Here is a 15271-nt window from a genome sequence, read left to right as displayed (position 1 = left end):
GTCAGTAGCCTTTTGAGAAGGAGGTATACCGGCGTCCGCCAGTGGTGTCTGCGGTTCCGTTTGCGGCGGCCATGTCCTCTTCCATCATTTTGAGGATCTGCTTCATCTCCGCGATGGAGCGGTAAGTGATGGTTCTGTCGTTGTACCTGACGGTCAGCTCACCGCCATAGATGGCGTCTTTCAGCGCCTGGTATTGCGTCTGTACGCTGCTCAATGACGACTCCAGAAAGAAGATTTGGCACGAGGCCGTTCGGTAGATCGAGATTCAGTGCTGTCAGGGATCAGGCTAGTGGCCAGCAGGTCCAGATTCAGGCCGAATCGCTGTTGGCTGATACGCAGTGCTGCAAGGGCGTAAACAAAACAGTCCAACGCCTCATTTCGACGGCCTTTTGCGTCCCAGACTTTGACCCGCCGACCTTTGACGATCTTCGATACTTTGCTTTCAGCAGTGAGCTGGCGAATCTCCTGTTCGTCGCAAAGGTCGTTATTGGCTGGTAGGTGAATAACGCCGGATTGCACTTCTGCTCCGGTGTCGACCTGAAGCTTCAGGCGAGCATAGATCAGCTCTTTGGCGTTATCCGTGCCCACCTCGGTCTTATAGATCTTGTTTTTGCGAGTTCGCGGGAAATTGGCAATGGGTTTGCCGTAGACGCTGGCTCCGAATACCGGAATAACCCATTGCACGCCGTGCCGGATGCTTTCGAAGGCCACTTCATCAGAATAGTGACCGCCAGCATCCCAACACCAGCGCTCGACCCGCATGATCAGTCCATCAGCCCGAGTGAATTGCCGGTGAATCTCCACGCCAACCTTGCGGTGCAGTTCTTCACTGGCCGGATCGCCGTTCAAAATGAATCGGTGGATTAGCCAGCTTTCCTCACCAGGACCAAATGCCCAAATTCGTCCTTCATAGCGGCCATCCTGGGTATCGATGCCACCCATTAGCACGACGGCTCGCTCAGGAATTCCTGCCCATACCTCTCGACGGTTATAAAGGACTTCCCATTCCAGCTTTTCGCCCTGATCTTCTTCCCAGGTTTCACCCAGTGTCGTGTTGACGAAGGTTTTCAGGGACGTGACATCCTTCTTGGCCTTCAGGAAGTCAGCAACAATGCGGGCCCAGGTCGTAAAGGGGCTGTAGGCCGTCCAGATATGGAATGAAACGGCCTCTGGCGTTGGGACTTCAGTGTTATCTGGATCAAAGAAGTCGAAGCCATCACGGGTCCAGATGCCGGTTTTTTCGCAAATCCAACGCCCTTTATGCTGCTGTTCCTGCATTTCGTACTGACGGACGACACAGCCGTTGTGCTCGCAGACATACCAGGCATCAGTTGGCCTATCCGGGGTCCACTTGATGCCGAAATTGCACTCCTTGCCGCCCCATTTCAGTGCCTGCTCAACTCTGCAATGCGGACATGGAACGTGAAATCGGAACAAATGCGGCGATTCCTCCGCTGCTGCCTCCATGAGACATCCGCCTTCCTCCACCGGCCCCTTGATCTTGGGTGTACTGCCGCGAATGGTCTTGGGGAACGTAGAACCCTCGATACGCTTATCGCCCAGGAACGTCGGGCTGCCCTCTTTTTCAATATCCGAATCGAACGCAGCGAGCTCATCGTAGACGACGGTATCGACTGATTTTTCCCGGTAGTTCTTGGCAGCGGTTCCCCCCAGGCACCAGAGCTGCTTTGAATGGCTGAAACGCTTCGCTTTCAGGGTATTGTCGCGGTGTTTCGTGCCATACCAGGGAGCCAATTCCAGAACACAGGGCACATCGCGAATCATGGTGTCGATATGCGACTTCATAAAGTCTTCAGCAGCTCCATCCGATGGCTGCAACAGCAGTATATTCCGGCGCTTGTGCTGAACCTGATAGGCCGAGGCGGCCAGCAGCATTTTGCTGTAACCCACCCTGGCAGACTTGATGACATTGACCGTGCGGATCTCGTCGTTGCCCATGGCATTCAAGATGGCGACCTGGAACGGTAGAGTCTCCCACCGCCCTTCCTGATAGCTCGACTCGCTGGATAGATAGAAATGATCGTTCGCCCATTCAACCGGGGTCTGCGGCGGCTGGCGATAGAGCGAGATGAGCCCGGCGCGAATCGCTTCAGACACCGCATTAAGCTGTGATTGGTTGAAGATCATTCGATAGCGGCCAGGAATTCTTTCAGATACTCAGGTACATGCTCACCAAATCGAGAGCATTCGTTACGGATCTTGGTGGATTCACGCTCCAGCGTGGAGATATGGGCTGGTGTCAGATCGGGGTGCCGGCGGCGCATGATCAGGGGCAAGGTGTCGAAGGCTGAAGCGATAGCTGGCACCACCTTGCCCAGCACCATTGTCATGAATCCAGTCGGAATCATCTGCCCCCGAACAACGTCGTTCTTCAATTCCTGGGCGTCGGCCTGAGCAGCAGTGAGGCGCAGGCGCTCGACAGTTAGTTGGCGCTCTAGGTCTTCCTCTCCCTGCCCGGAATCGCCAGGCGTTGCCGGTTTTACCTGACCACTACCCACCCCTCTCAGATATCGAATGTATGTCAGTCGACAGGCATCAATATCCATCCCTCCATGCCCCTTGGAAGCAGGCAGGACGCCGTCTGCAATTAGATTTCGGACTTGTCGATCGCTCAGATCAAGGTGAACTGCGACCTCGCGCTGAGTGGCCATAAATCACCAAAGCGGAACCGGAAACGGTCCCCCTGAAAAAATTTCGTGAGTAGTGAAGAAACGAGGCTCGAATTACCCTCGACCGGCCACCCCACCCGGAAGGACCCATGGTAGGGGGGCCTCGCCTCTAGCGCTGTCTAGTTCGCATTGCCTGGGCCATTGCTTCACGAAACCGAACTGGCATCTGCTGTTCTGCAATACGCTCCGCTGTTTCGAAGAACGGTAGCCGCTTCGAGTACGATGGCTTACCGACAAACGCCAACACCATTTTCAGATCATCCCGGCCACGACCAGTGCGCTGGGCTACGCCTATAGGCTCACGTCCTCGACGCATCACGAAAAATGACTTGGCATTACCCTTTTGCTTTGAGCGCTTGCTACCCGACGCATTGGCATTGAAACCAACCTCACCGAATGCGCGTAGACCTGACATCAGCTTTGTGACCTGACCACGCTTAATGTTGCCGAACTGATCTAGATCGGCCCCCTTGCCTGGCACGACGTACTTCCCGTCCGGCAGCAGACCGCGCCGGTGCAGAGCTACCTCTGTGCGCTTGTCCCGCCGACCGCCGCCGTAGATCTCAGGTGCCAACCAATACGACGGCGCGATAGCCTTGCCGCCGATATCCTTCACCTCAACCGAGGCAGATAGCCGTGTTTTCTTTGCCGGCCAGACATACAGTGAATTGAGCGTGAATCGCGTTGGCCTATCGAATACCGAGCGCATGTCATTCTGGATTGCGGCCTTAACATCTTGAGCGGTACGAGTCAGAGCCAGCGCCATGGCAAACGGCAACTGATTACGCTCCAGCTCTGTTAACCCCGCCAACTGCTCTCGGAATCCCTTGGCCTCAACTCGAAAGCTCACTGCCCCACCTTGCGCCCGATCACCTGGTCAGCGCGCTCGCGCAGCTTTTCGACGCCGACGAAGCCGAAGCAGGCACCAATAAACACAGCCATATCGGCCGGCATGCCCAGCCAAATCAGCAGCGGCTTGATTGCCAGAGTGGCAGCACCGCATAAAGCGCCCTCCAGCCATACCTGCCGCCATCTGCCACCACCGTACAGCACGCGCAGGCCAGCGATGATGGCGGACATGACTGGAGCGTAGACGTGCGGCGCAATCTGGTTCAGCCAAGCGAGCAGGATCGCCCAGTTGCTGGGATCTTTCTCAGGCATTTTCATATCTCTTCAGCTCCGCCTGGAGCACCAGACGACAAAGCCCAGCGCGATGGCTGGGCTTCTGGGCGTGGATAAAACAAAAGCCCCGGTCAATAGCAGGGCCTGGATATATTAGGACGGGCGACGGTGCGCGCCAGAAACGAAAAAGCTGGCATAAGGCCAACTCGTGGTCTAAATATTCAATGCCCTGCAATCGGCTACTTAACAGGCAATACCCATAACGAATTAGCATCATTTTCAATGAAGGAAATTTCATGCGTACAACTATCAAATACAAGCAAGGCAATGACGCCAAATCGATAGAAGTAGATGATGAACACTTGACTGAGCTTAAGGCGAAACAATTCCTCGTAGAAACGCTTAAGCCGCTTCCTGTTGACTTTGGTCGAGAGGGAAGACCTTCCCTAAAAGAACAGTTTGATGCCCAGCTAAGAAATATAGGGATAACCGATATACAGGTAATAACTGGCTAAAATAAAAACCCCAGCGCTTGGCTGGGGTCTTGAACCTTTGAATATGGTTGCGGAGGCTGGATTTGAACCAACGACCTTCAGGTTATGAGCCTGACGAGCTACCGAGCTGCTCTACCCCGCGACAACAATGTGAAAATTCATAATGGCAAACTTCCACATGATGACCAAATTTTCGGCCAATCGGCCAATGGAGTCAAGCCGCTTCGATTGCTGAGCACTCCAAATCCAATATCAGCGCGCTCATACTGTAGCCCTCATGGCACGGCCACCGGTAAGACCGTGGCTGCAATAGCACCAAAACCCCGCTTGAAGCGGGGTTATGCATTGTTAGTCTGTATTAGTCGGCGGGATGGCCGACTTGAATGCCTTTGGCGATGGCTTCGTGTGGTCGATAGCCATGGCTTTTCTGATGGAAATGTGCGATCAGTTCTGGAAGTCCGCGTTCCAGACGTTTGGCAGCACACTGAGTCTCTTGGAAAAACTCCCAAGTCTTAGCGTGAAACTTCGGGTTTATGGCTTTTAAGCCAGCACTGATTCCTTGGTTCCAGCGGTAGAGTACCCAGTCGGTGTAGTGAAGCAAGCTGACCAAGTCCTGGGCTTGGTATTCGTCCAGCACGAATGTTCCGGGCTTTTCTTCCTTTCCGATCCACTCACCCTCCAGGGCATAGGCCGCAATGAAGTTGCAGGCATCCGCCAGTTGACTGGCCGGGATCAGATCGGTGCGCTGAACGTTGAAGCGAGACCGCAGCCGGCTTTTCATCGTGTGCTTGAAGCTGCGTTGTAGGCTGGCGGCTATGGGCGAAGCCTTCTGCTCGATCACCCGGTCCAGCACGTTTACGCCACTGGTGCCGATTACGTCATCGAGCAGGATGCCCATCTTGCCGCTGGCATCCTCGTACCGACCGTGCTTGCGGATGGCCGGCAGCACCTCGGCGGTGACCCATTTGCGATATCGGTGAGCCGGTGTTCCCCGTGTCATAGCATCGCGACAGCGAAGAATAATCGCATTCAAGCCTGACTCATTAACAACCAGCATTTGCTGGGTTCCGCCAAGGGTGTCTATTGAGTGGACACCCTTTTCATCTTCATCCAGCTTTTCAACTGCATTACGGTAGTTAGTGATATTGATAGCTGCGCATACATCAGCAGCAACAAACCATGGCAGGCCAGCTATCAAAGTGGCTCGCAACGGTTTCCTGTCGAATTCAAATGGAATTATCTGTGCTGTTGCTATGGTATTCTTGTTCACGACGTTAATTTCCTTGTTGGTTTTGACGTTATCTAAAGCCCTGGCGACTCTCACCTCGCCGGGGCTTTGCTTTTTAGGCTGCAGCTGTTTCTGAACTGCGCTCATCCTTGGCCATCTCCTGTTCAAGTATCTTGACTATCAGCCAGTTCTGGCTGCGTTCTTGGTCTGCCGACTTTCGTTCGATCCACTCTTTAACCTTTGGCGGCATACGAAGACCGAATGGGTTGATATCTCGTTGTTTCATTGATTTCCCCTTATAGACTCACGGTGATCATAGTTTCACCATGAATCATTGCTGTCAACCCACCGTGAAGCTATGGTGAGCCACGGGCTTTAGGAATTACTTCATGAGTAGAGAGATCAATCCGTTCGCTTTTCGAATGCCCCCCGAGCTCCGTGCGAAGGTCGAAGAAGCAGCCAAAGAGAATCGCCGCTCAATAAATGCGGAGTTGGTGGCTCGCGTTGAAGAAACTTTTGCGAACAACCCGTCAGAAAACCTTGACGAGAGCACGCGAATTCTTAAATCGGCTGAAAGACTCGAAAAGGTAATTGAGGTATTAGCGGAATTGGGTCAGCAGATGAAAAAGGCCGGTTCCGCAGAGAAGCCTAAGGACTGAAAACCCCGGCAGGCGGCGAACCTCCGGGGTTTTGCTTTTTCAGTGCGCAGAAATGAGAAAGCCCGCACTTGGCGGGGTTCTACGGAATCAGATCGCAGTCAGTCTCGACTGGATTCACTTACACGACCAGACGAAGATGCGGGACTGCAAGTCGCACTTTTTCCGGCTCCGGAACCACTTCGGCCCCCATAAGCTCCGTCAGGAACTCCGGCTTCACATGCAGAAGACTAGCGATCTCTTTCCGTGTGATGCCTTTCTTCTTGGCAAGGATGGAAAGGGAGTTCTCCAGCATTTCCGGGGGTTCTTGAGGAATCAGGTAGTCGTCCTTTTCGTTCGTACCCTCAGTCCGCTTTAGCGTGATCACGCCAGTTTTATACTGTGCTTCGGTAATCAGTTCCAGTTGCCTGGCGCGGTAGAGGATGGCGGCTTTGCTGGCCTTCCAGGTCGTCTTGAACTCTCGGATGCCCTTCCAGTCCAGCCGAGTTCCGTTGGGGCGCGGGAACAGCTTCACCATCATGCTGCGAGGCAGTAACAGAGCGCTGGCAAAACGGTTGGCCTGATTCTCGGTCACTCTGTCGCCGGTCACGATGCCCTCATGCATGACAAGGTGGCCCAGCTCATGAGCAATGTCGAAACGCTGGCGGCACACGCTTTCTTTGAGTGTATTGCGGATGATAAAAGGGCGTTCAACCGCTACGGAGAGCGCATCGATTTCTTTCGATAGCCCCTCGAAGGTGGTGACAACAGCACCAAGGTTTTCGGCCAGTCGGCTCATGTTGGCGATCGGCCCCCAACCAAGCCCCCACTCCATCCGGCAGTTTTCAGCAATGCGCTCGATCTCTTCGCTGGTGTGGGGTACAGGCACACTCGGGATTTTCAGCGTCGGGAGCCGTAGCTCCTTGTCCAAGAGCTTGATCAGGGCATCGATCATCTCGCCCCGGGCAATCGCGACCTGCTTGACGGTTTTCTTGGTGGTCAGGAGCTTTCTGAAATGGAATTGGTCTTCGTGCAGACGGTTCGCTTTGGAGGCGAAAAAGCCCACCTCTACCTTGAGCGCGTCGGCAAGGTCTTGGGTAAGAATTTCGGTCGGCATGCTCTGCCCAGTTTCCAGCTTGTGCAGGTATTGGCGCGTCTTGCCAACCATTTCGGCGACATCTTCAAGAGCAAGCCCGCTGAAAACGCGGGCCAGCCGTAGAGATGCGCCATCAAAAACAGCGGTCATCGGTGTTACTCGTTCTGTGCTTTGTCGTGCTGCCCAGCCTCGTCTTCGCGTACGTCGACCTGAGCCGGGGGGATTTCTCTAGCGGGCGGCGTTTCGCTGTCCACAGAGTGCAATACGGGGCTGGAGGATGCGTACATCCACTCGGAGACCTTCTCCTGATAGGCATTGTATCCGCTGAAGAAGACGCGATCCTCGTCTTCATCGGTCAACGCCTTCTCGACGATGAAGCGCCACATCACGGGGTGGTTATCATCGATCTCGAAAAGATCATCGACATGGTTGCGTTTGAAGAAACCGGCCTTTTCCGGGGCTTCGTGATCGTCGCGGAAGAAACGGCAGGGAACCTGGCCGATCCGGAAGGTGATATCCATGGCCGGGCTTGCCAGGGTGAGCCAGTCGTGCTCCCCACTTTTGCACATTTCGATCAGCTTGTTCCGCGAGCGACCAAACGCGGTAGTTTCGCGCGTGTAAGTGTCGTCATAGGGGGAGTCGAGTTCGCGGACCGCGCCGAATCGGATGTCGAGCAGCGCTGCGGCGATGGTTTCCAGGCGCTCGCTCGTCAGATCTGCATAGAAGTGCTGGGGATGGGGAAGGCTCATCTGTGTTCCTTGCAAAAATAGAGATTTGTCAACCTAAAGAATCTTGCAGAAATCGCGATTTGTCAACCAGATAGGCGAGGTACTCACCCGCCGCTACCCCTTATCCACATTCTGCCACAGGTATCTGTATATAAACACAGTATAACTACCCATTTTATCCCACCTTCACGCCGCCCCAGGCATCAACACCCGCCAAGCCACCCTATCCGCCGCCTGCAAACCCTCATCTGCACACATCACACTTGACGCCATAGCTTTGGCAATCGTTACTTGAAAGCTATGATTTTAAGCTCCAACGGCCAGCAGACTAGGCATCATGAACGACCCCAAAATTACAGCATCTGCTTTAAAATCACTTATTGATGAGCTACCCAAGAGTGCTTCTCTTGCTGATAAGGCAGCTATTTTTTCCGCTATACGGCTGCTCTGCGATGACTTTGTTAATGCTGAAGATTCGCAAATAAACGGATATGCCAAAGAAAAGGCGGAGCAAATTCGCCGGCACTCAGCTGCTGCTCTTGGCTTTGATACCGACAATGGGCACACATTTAATGATCATTTCTGCTGGTGTCTTGGCGCATTCAACTCCCTTAAAGGCTCTCTACAAGACTTATCGCAGGGTATAAAAATGGAACACTTAAAAGAAAAGGAAGCGTGCGAGATGCTAGGCATCTCATCTTCAATCTTTAACTCTATTCGGACATGGAGAGATAGAAGCCCAACCGGGGGTAAACGTGGCGGATTTCAAACTCAAGTCACAATATGGCCCATCTCTCCACAGGATATGGCCTGTAGAGAACTGCAAATTCCAGAATTCCCTAAACCAAGCTCGAATGAAAACGGAATATCAGTATGGGATCTAAAAGTTATTAATGAATGGTATGAGTCGAACGGTTCATTAATAGAGCAGCTCAAAAAAGAAATTAAATAATATTCAACGACGAAGCCCGCGCTAGGCGGGCTTTCGTTCGTCGATGGTGATGGTGATGGTGATGGTGATGAACAGCAAAATATGGAAAATCTATAAACGTTGCCTATGCTAGGAATAGATCGCCTTTATAAGCGGAGGCACTCATGGACGAATTCAGTGTGACGGAGGTGGCTCAAGGCTTTCGAGCCAAGCTCTGGCGAGGCGAGCGCATGTGCCTGATCGGAATGGATGTCGATCAGCCAGAAGCAGGCTTGGTGGGTTTTGCCATTGAGGTAATAGGGCCAACAGCCGTAAAGCTATTGCCGACCATTGCCGAAACCCCGTTACCGCCTAAGCGGCTGGCTTGTCATAGCAAAAGTTGAGACGGTTCCTGAGAGGAATGAAGCTGCTACCCCTTGGCATACCCGAGAACCGCACAAACATCTGCAGCGCAGAACCATGGCTGATCGTCAATCAACAGGGTGCGGACTTCTAGGGCTTCGAACTGGAACGGAATGACTTGAGCGGTTTGCATGACAGAACTCCTACGATCAGTTTGGAGTTCGCCGCATCGTGACCAAACAATGGAGGCGAACCGTACGCAGGTTGGTCGACCGGGGAATAGGACCCGGCAGGTACAAGGCCTCCCGCGCACAGCCCGCCACAACACGGGCACAAAAAAACGCCTTACGGCGCCGTGCGCCTATTCATTATCGGGCGACCAAACCCGACCGCACATTTTGCTGCGGCACGGGAAAGGTAATATCGGAAGTGTCAGGCGTCAGTCAACTACGGATGAAATTCAATAATTTGGCTTAGGCATAACGTGCTGCACTGCTCTTCAACATGTCTTCGAAGCCATAGATATCTTCGAGAGAGCTAATCGGATGCTTGGTTTCAGCTCTCTCTTCGTCAAAGATACTGATGTACTTCTGAGTGCGATTGAAATGGAGCCGGCAGATCGGTTTACGATTGTTATCATCGATAAGGATGCCGAAATAGCTCTGCGTATCGCGACAAACAATGCGCTTTGAATCAATCACCGACCTGACAATAGCTTTCACCATGTGAAAGCCCTCCAGTTCGTCCTCGGTCGTAACCACCAAGCTTTTTTCTACCGGTTCACTTTCTGCGCTATCGGTTTTTTCACTAGCAGGCGCCGCCATCTGGGTCGATACGGTAGCCGTACCGCTCATTGCAGATTTCAAGCGGTCATTGATCTGTTCATTGAGAAACTGCGCAGCAGCCTTGCGGGTCAGTTCTCCAAATTGTTCGCGGACCTTTTGCGTGATGATTCCATCGTAGACGCGAGAGGCGATCAGCTTGATGAAGTCGTCATCAGGCACGCTGAGCTGGTTGGCAATGACCTTCTTGATCTGACTGACATACTTCAATTCACCGGCGGCACTGATGATCGAATCCACATCGAACGCCGACTTGGTGAGCTTGATCAGTTCGGGCACGGCATATTCGTCAATGTCCAGAAGGTCCAGCTCAAGGAATGGTTTTTCATCCATCTTGTTCGGTGCATCAAGGTCAGTGAAGAACTTGTAGACCTGGCCGTTTGTCAGGATGGATATGCGGGCGTTAGTGACATGGAAGTAGCGAAAGAGCTGGGAAGCGTGGTTTACGTTTAAGGATTCGCCGATCTTTTTACATTCAATCAGGATCTGGATCTCGCCATTCTTGAGGATGGCATAGTCGATTTTTTCACCCTTTTTGGTGCCGATATCGCAAGTGAATTCCGGGGTTACTTCAGTCGGATCGAATACGTCATACCCCAGAACAGCATTTATGAATGGCATCACAAAAGCATTTTTTGTCGCTTCTTCCGTCTGAATTGCCGACTTCTGTTGGCGGATTTTCGCTGACAGGCTATTCAGTTTTTCGTAAAACTCCATGGCTCTATATTCTCCTTGGCAGATTGCCGGCAATCCTATGAGCGATAATCCGGCACCGCAATAAAATGTTACCGCAACTTTCTTATAGCTCAATGAAATAGTAAGGAAAGAAGTCATTGCCATGAAAGTCGAAACCGTCAAGGAAGAGGTATGGAATCTTGCCGAAGAGATAAACAGAGTGCTTGGGTACCCCATGATTACCCCAACACAGCAGCCCGCAGGAGACCATAAAAATAAAAACATCAGCCTGATTGGTAATCAAGGAAGGCTATATATCAGACCTGCTTCCGGGGGCTACTGGGTTGCCTTATCAGGCGCTTCATTGGTCAATAAGATGCATGACTTCATGTGCAATTTAACTCACGAAGAAAAGCACGGCTATTACCATAAACACCAGGAGCGCGAGCCATATTGGTTTGTTTCCGACTATCAGCAGGTTCGAAAAGCAGCCTATTTTTATGCTGACATCGACTTATCAAAACAGGCTCACTCCTTCTCGGATCTTGACCAAGAATTTCAAGACAAGGTGCTTGAGTCACTCCGGGAAGAATCCAGCTCCCGCCAGGACAGAATTGCAAAAGCCAGCAAACTTACCGCACAAATACAGGTTATTGCGGTAGTCTTTCTGAGAAACCCTGATGTCGTTGCCGAGGCTTTGTTTAGAGCCTCAGGAACCTGCGAAAGATGCCAAAGAGCTGCGCCATTCAATAGAAAATCTGATGGAACACCCTATCTGGAGGTCCATCACATCAAGCGGCTGGCTGACGGCGGTGAAGATACCCTCGAAAATGTTCTAGCCCTCTGCCCCAACTGCCACCGAGAACTACATTACGGTGACATTTGAACTGCGTGGTAGAGCATTGATATGGCTAAAGCTACCACTCCAAGATCAGTATACTTGCCAGCTTGAGCAACCCTCGACGGCTTGTTTGATAAGGGCAACGTCTATCAGGATGCAACCAACCGCCCCAGCACTGCCACCAGTTCAGTCTGCCGCTCTGTGTCGGTCTTGCGCAACAAAGCGCGTAAGTGAGTACGGATAGTGTTGATGCTTACATTCAAGTGTTCAGCACATGCTTCCGGTGTCAGTCCCTCAAGAAGCAGGACTGCAATACGGCACTCGGCATTGGTAAAGTGAAAAATATCTACCAGCAATTCGAGCTTCGGCTGAAGCTCTGAGAGGCTTAGCAACACCAATGGGCTCTGAGTAATAGAGTGGTTCAGCATGGGCACTACAAGTAAATCCCGGCGGCGTTTGCCAGGAAGCCGTATCAAGCTTGCCTGTGCCGCTCCTTGGCGCCCAACAGCACGCTGGATTGCCGTATTCAGTGAGGAATCCAGCTGTGATGCCCGTAGTCGCCCCTGTGTTTCTTGCAGAGGAAAGCCACGCTCTTTAAGACAAGCTTCGGCACGGCGGCTAGCGAATATCAAACGACTCCGATCATTTACCAGCCAGAATGTGCAATGAGATTGCCATAATACAAAAGATTCTAGATTCAGTTGCAGGCTCAGGTCGCGCAGACGGGTCGACAGTGTTCCGGCCAGGCGCAAGTGTGGTGAAAGTCGCTCTAATAGCTTCTGCTGGTTATTGGTAGGGTATCGCGCGTCACTGGCAGTTATGAGTGACAAGTAGGCACTGGTGTTAGCAGTTTCGTGCAGCTTGACACAGGATAGGTAACCCAGTCCGAAAGGATGCTGATATTCCTGATAGTAAGGATTGCGCCGGATTTCCTCTGCACCCAAGTGCTGCAGGTCATGGTACCAGAGCCCGGCGGGCCGCTGTGGCATGACCCTACGCCCCGGATCAAGCTGATTATAGTAGGCAAGATAAGGTGGAATTACCTCTTCCGCATAGCGATGATATTCGGATACAGCTACTCGATCGGTATTCTCTACCCGTATCATCACGCCGCCCTGTTGCCGTCCACTAAGAGGGATTAGTCGTTCGAGCAGTACATTCCAGCGGCTTTCGTCCAGAACACATTCATAGCAGAGTTGCACCAATTCGTCGTAATTCCGCATGGCCCAATCCCTCTATTCGCCTTGTGCCCTTACACTGTCAAAACGATAGCCAAGCAGATCAAGGTGAAAAAGAAATAATGTAGCCTGATCAAGCTGATCAAGCCGCCTGCTCTACAAGCAGGCCTTCAGCCTGAAGTATCTCCTGCGCCTCTACCAGCGCATCATTCACCATCGCTTCCAGTGCCTGGTATACATCTGCTCGCCAGCGCCTACGGGTGCGTTCAGGATGCGCCTCCAGATCCCAGGTGTTCATGTCGTAGAACTCCGATGGCAGAACAATCATATCGGTCGAGCGCTTTCCGTCTTTACCCTTCAGCGGCGGGATTGCCCAAGCCGTGACGGCTTTGTACCGAAAAAGCTGCGGTGCGGGTGACTCTACTATCATAATCAGGCGGCCGATTGCCTCGACCTTACGAGCCTTGTGGGTGCTGTACTTTGCCACCAGTGCATACCAGGATCTGGACTTGAGCTGGCTATGTAGCCGAGCAAATACCCAGCAGTCGATAGCCATCATGTCATCGGCTGATACCGAATTCTCGCGAGATACTGGATATCCAGACTGATATTGTTTTTGCCATGCCTGCTTACTGGTGTTGTCGATGCACTCAGCTGCTAGGCAGCGCACTACTGCGCTCAGTACGTCACGATAGATCATGCCGCTTTCCCCTCTTCAAACTTTGAAATTCGCACTTCAGTTGCGTCACTAATCAGCCCGCTCTCTCGCAAAATCCGCCACTGCTCCAGCAGCCACTGCTGGAAAAGATCATCAGCGCTCAAGTGTCAATCTCCCTCCATCAGCGGCACGATGCGTACTTGCACACACGGCGTCTCGGCATAGCGGCGCCGGAACATTCCGTCCGTTGCCTGGACATCATCGCGCCACACCACTCCATTGCAGCCGTCACAGATGGCCTTTAAAACATTGTCCGTATCCGGTTTCAGCATCGGCTTGATCTCGCCCGCCAGTGCCAGAGACTTCCGCTTTTTCGACATGGATTGAGGCACACCATGCAGGATCTGCAGCTCAATCAACACTGGCCCAGTGATCAACTCGCGGCCCCGCATCGCCTCCTGGGCAGCAAGCGCTACCAGACTCTCGTAGGCGACGGTCTTCGCTGGCGTGAACATGCGAGCGTGGTTGCCAACACGACCGATGCGAGGCCTTCCCTTGCCCTGAGGAACACCTGGCACAACAAACGACACTGGGTGCAGATGAGCCTCGATGCCAAAGCTGACATTACGGATGAAAAGATCGCTCATTCATCCCAATCCCATGTCAGCTTGCCCGGAATCGGCGGTATCGCTTGTAGCGTGTCCAGATCCAGCAGGGTGAAATAGCCACTCTCTTCGGGAAGCCAACCACCGGTGTCAATGTGGTAGACGTTGCCCAGGGTAGTCGGCCGCCTCAAAGGCGAATGACCAACGACAACAGCACGAATACCCGCTACGCCACTTTCGTCCCCTTCCTTGACTCTCCGGCGCGACCAGAGGCACATGGCTTCGACCTGCGCTGTCTCTGTGTTGTCTGTCTCCAGGGCGCTAACCAGATCGGCCCAGGATTGTCGCGGACAATCTGCATGCACCAATCCAACCAGCCCACTCGCTGTCTCCACTTCGATCAAAAATGGAAGATCGGACAACAGTTCCGCATAGCAACGTTGTTCAACTGTCGATAAGCCGTAGAACCAAGTACCGCCATTGGTCAGATGTATATCGCGCTCATCACCCGTGAAGTCAGCCCGATACGAATCAATCGCCATTTGCTCGTGATTACCGCGAACAGCGTGGAACCATGGCTTGTTCAGCCAGACATCCACATCCTCGTTCTCAGGCCCACGATCAACCAGATCGCCGACAGAGAACAGGCGGTCACATGCCGGGTCGAAGGCGACGGCGTCCAGTGTCTGCTGCAGGAGAGTGAAGTGGCCGTGGATGTCGCCGACCGCATAATCCTTGCCGGCGGTGTTTCGCTCGAATCGCCTGATCTTGCTCATAACTGAACCTCCAACAACCCCTCATGGGTTATCCTTTCGACCTCTGTCCACGCCCCAGCATCACCTGCGCGCAGAACCTCTAGCTCGATAAACTCAGCCACGGCGCTTCCCTCTTTTCGGTTCTTGCTTCTTCGGCTTGGTTGTCGATTCGCTCACCACGCTGATCTGCATCGGCTCGCCGCCACAGCAACGGACCATATAGCTGGCAAGATCCGAGACCCGCCTGAGAGCTGATTCATGGGCAGCCAGATCTTTTTCCAGCGCCTCGCTCCGGGCTTGTTCAGTCTCCAGCGCTTCTTTCAAATCACTGTTTTGGGCGCGCAGCATGTTCAGTTCGCGGTACAGCCCACGCACTTCAGCAACTGGATATTCAGCAACTTCAGCCATTGCACTTCTCCTTTGCATTACTCTCCATTTCTATCCGTCGCAG

General features: G+C 52.9%; 22 protein-coding genes and 1 tRNA gene. 5 read left to right on the top strand and 18 right to left on the bottom strand.

The genetic code is table 11. From position 1 onward, the window contains the following. Position 1: 1 nt before the first annotated feature. The 5 genes from FHR87_RS10645 to FHR87_RS10625 form a co-directional block, all read right to left on the bottom strand. Entirely contained in the window at positions 2 to 214 is a 213-nt protein-coding gene (locus tag FHR87_RS10645) for a phage head-tail joining protein (protein WP_183166695.1), read from the bottom strand. Beyond that, positions 211 to 2148: a phage terminase large subunit family protein gene (locus tag FHR87_RS10640; protein WP_183166694.1), complete on the bottom strand. Its 1938-nt coding sequence runs from the start codon at positions 2146 to 2148 to the stop codon at positions 211 to 213. The genes FHR87_RS10645 and FHR87_RS10640 overlap by 4 nt, the downstream gene beginning before the upstream one ends. Then, positions 2145 to 2567, bottom strand: a complete 423-nt coding sequence (locus FHR87_RS10635) for a terminase small subunit (protein WP_183166693.1) — start codon at positions 2565 to 2567, stop codon at positions 2145 to 2147. Before FHR87_RS10635 ends, FHR87_RS10640 begins: the two co-directional genes overlap by 4 nt. 232 nt (positions 2568 to 2799) lie before the next feature. Beyond that, the gene (locus FHR87_RS10630; RefSeq protein WP_183166692.1) at positions 2800 to 3540 is read right to left on the bottom strand and encodes a hypothetical protein; all 741 of its coding nucleotides are present in this window, start codon (positions 3538 to 3540) and stop codon (positions 2800 to 2802) included. Then, the gene (locus tag FHR87_RS10625; protein WP_420826737.1) at positions 3537 to 3851 is read right to left on the bottom strand and encodes a phage holin, lambda family; all 315 of its coding nucleotides are present in this window, start codon (positions 3849 to 3851) and stop codon (positions 3537 to 3539) included. Before FHR87_RS10625 ends, FHR87_RS10630 begins: the two co-directional genes overlap by 4 nt. 257 nt (positions 3852 to 4108) lie before the next feature. Between FHR87_RS10625 and FHR87_RS10620 the strand changes: the two genes are divergently transcribed. Further along, entirely contained in the window at positions 4109 to 4327 is a 219-nt protein-coding gene (locus FHR87_RS10620; RefSeq protein ID WP_183166690.1) for a hypothetical protein, read from the top strand. Between the two features lie 44 nt (positions 4328 to 4371). Here FHR87_RS10620 and FHR87_RS10615 read toward each other — a convergent pair. From FHR87_RS10615 to FHR87_RS10605, 3 genes are all read right to left on the bottom strand, one after another. Then, a tRNA-Met gene (locus FHR87_RS10615) sits at positions 4372 to 4448 on the bottom strand. A gap of 216 nt (positions 4449 to 4664) precedes the next feature. Beyond that, complete coding sequence (locus FHR87_RS19205; protein ID WP_246335977.1) at positions 4665 to 5681, bottom strand: BRO-N domain-containing protein; 1017 nt, start codon at positions 5679 to 5681, stop codon at positions 4665 to 4667. Continuing rightward, positions 5650 to 5820 (bottom strand): Arc family DNA-binding protein, encoded by a 171-nt coding sequence (locus tag FHR87_RS10605; protein WP_183166689.1) that lies wholly within the window; start codon positions 5818 to 5820, stop codon positions 5650 to 5652. Before FHR87_RS10605 ends, FHR87_RS19205 begins: the two co-directional genes overlap by 32 nt. Before the next feature lie 103 nt (positions 5821 to 5923). Between FHR87_RS10605 and FHR87_RS10600 the strand changes: the two genes are divergently transcribed. Next, positions 5924 to 6193, top strand: a complete 270-nt coding sequence (locus tag FHR87_RS10600) for an Arc family DNA-binding protein (protein WP_183166688.1) — start codon at positions 5924 to 5926, stop codon at positions 6191 to 6193. Positions 6194 to 6311: 118 nt separating this feature from the next. Here FHR87_RS10600 and FHR87_RS10595 read toward each other — a convergent pair whose 3' ends face one another. Continuing rightward, positions 6312 to 7415 (bottom strand): helix-turn-helix domain-containing protein, encoded by a 1104-nt coding sequence (locus tag FHR87_RS10595; protein WP_183166687.1) that lies wholly within the window; start codon positions 7413 to 7415, stop codon positions 6312 to 6314. Between the two features lie 5 nt (positions 7416 to 7420). Beyond that, the gene (locus FHR87_RS10590; protein ID WP_183166686.1) at positions 7421 to 8014 is read right to left on the bottom strand and encodes a hypothetical protein; all 594 of its coding nucleotides are present in this window, start codon (positions 8012 to 8014) and stop codon (positions 7421 to 7423) included. Positions 8015 to 8330: 316 nt separating this feature from the next. Here FHR87_RS10590 and FHR87_RS10585 point away from each other — a divergent pair, with 316 nt between their 5' ends. Continuing rightward, positions 8331 to 8945, top strand: a complete 615-nt coding sequence (locus FHR87_RS10585; protein WP_183166685.1) for a hypothetical protein — start codon at positions 8331 to 8333, stop codon at positions 8943 to 8945. A 143-nt stretch (positions 8946 to 9088) separates the two neighbouring features. Beyond that, a complete protein-coding gene (locus FHR87_RS10580; RefSeq protein ID WP_183166684.1) occupies positions 9089 to 9307 on the top strand; it encodes a hypothetical protein in 219 nt (72 codons plus the stop codon). 26 nt (positions 9308 to 9333) lie between these two features. Here the strand turns inward: FHR87_RS10580 and FHR87_RS10575 are convergent, their stop codons facing one another. Both FHR87_RS10575 and FHR87_RS10570 read right to left on the bottom strand, forming a co-directional pair. Beyond that, complete coding sequence (locus FHR87_RS10575) at positions 9334 to 9459, bottom strand: BRO-N domain-containing protein (protein ID WP_183166683.1); 126 nt, start codon at positions 9457 to 9459, stop codon at positions 9334 to 9336. 280 nt (positions 9460 to 9739) lie between these two features. Then, entirely contained in the window at positions 9740 to 10825 is a 1086-nt protein-coding gene (locus tag FHR87_RS10570; protein ID WP_183166682.1) for a type I restriction endonuclease, read from the bottom strand. Between the two features lie 121 nt (positions 10826 to 10946). Here FHR87_RS10570 and FHR87_RS10565 point away from each other — a divergent pair, with 121 nt between their 5' ends. Next, the gene (locus FHR87_RS10565) at positions 10947 to 11669 is read left to right on the top strand and encodes an HNH endonuclease (RefSeq protein ID WP_246335971.1); all 723 of its coding nucleotides are present in this window, start codon (positions 10947 to 10949) and stop codon (positions 11667 to 11669) included. 104 nt (positions 11670 to 11773) lie between these two features. On the opposite strand, the gene FHR87_RS10560 is transcribed toward FHR87_RS10565, so the two are convergent. The 6 genes from FHR87_RS10560 to FHR87_RS10540 all read right to left on the bottom strand — a co-directional run bounded on the left by FHR87_RS10560 (position 11774) and on the right by FHR87_RS10540 (position 15228). After that, a complete protein-coding gene (locus tag FHR87_RS10560) occupies positions 11774 to 12847 on the bottom strand; it encodes a helix-turn-helix transcriptional regulator (protein ID WP_183166681.1) in 1074 nt (357 codons plus the stop codon). A 97-nt stretch (positions 12848 to 12944) separates the two neighbouring features. Further along, positions 12945 to 13502, bottom strand: coding sequence for a hypothetical protein (locus FHR87_RS10555; protein ID WP_183166680.1), 558 nt, complete (start codon positions 13500 to 13502; stop codon positions 12945 to 12947). Then, a complete protein-coding gene (locus tag FHR87_RS19480) occupies positions 13499 to 13624 on the bottom strand; it encodes a hypothetical protein (protein ID WP_275944075.1) in 126 nt (41 codons plus the stop codon). The genes FHR87_RS10555 and FHR87_RS19480 overlap by 4 nt, the downstream gene beginning before the upstream one ends. Positions 13625 to 13627: 3 nt before the next feature. Beyond that, positions 13628 to 14107 (bottom strand): RusA family crossover junction endodeoxyribonuclease, encoded by a 480-nt coding sequence (locus FHR87_RS10550; RefSeq protein WP_183166679.1) that lies wholly within the window; start codon positions 14105 to 14107, stop codon positions 13628 to 13630. Then, positions 14104 to 14841, bottom strand: a complete 738-nt coding sequence (locus FHR87_RS10545) for a metallophosphoesterase (protein ID WP_183166678.1) — start codon at positions 14839 to 14841, stop codon at positions 14104 to 14106. The genes FHR87_RS10550 and FHR87_RS10545 overlap by 4 nt, the downstream gene beginning before the upstream one ends. 93 nt (positions 14842 to 14934) lie before the next feature. Next, the gene (locus FHR87_RS10540; protein WP_183166677.1) at positions 14935 to 15228 is read right to left on the bottom strand and encodes a hypothetical protein; all 294 of its coding nucleotides are present in this window, start codon (positions 15226 to 15228) and stop codon (positions 14935 to 14937) included. Between the last annotated feature and the right edge of the window lie 43 nt (positions 15229 to 15271).

Source organism: Azomonas macrocytogenes (assembly GCF_014191985.1).
GTDB lineage: Bacteria > Pseudomonadota > Gammaproteobacteria > Pseudomonadales > Pseudomonadaceae > Azomonas > Azomonas macrocytogenes.
This window is presented reverse-complemented; position numbering and strand designations above follow the sequence as displayed.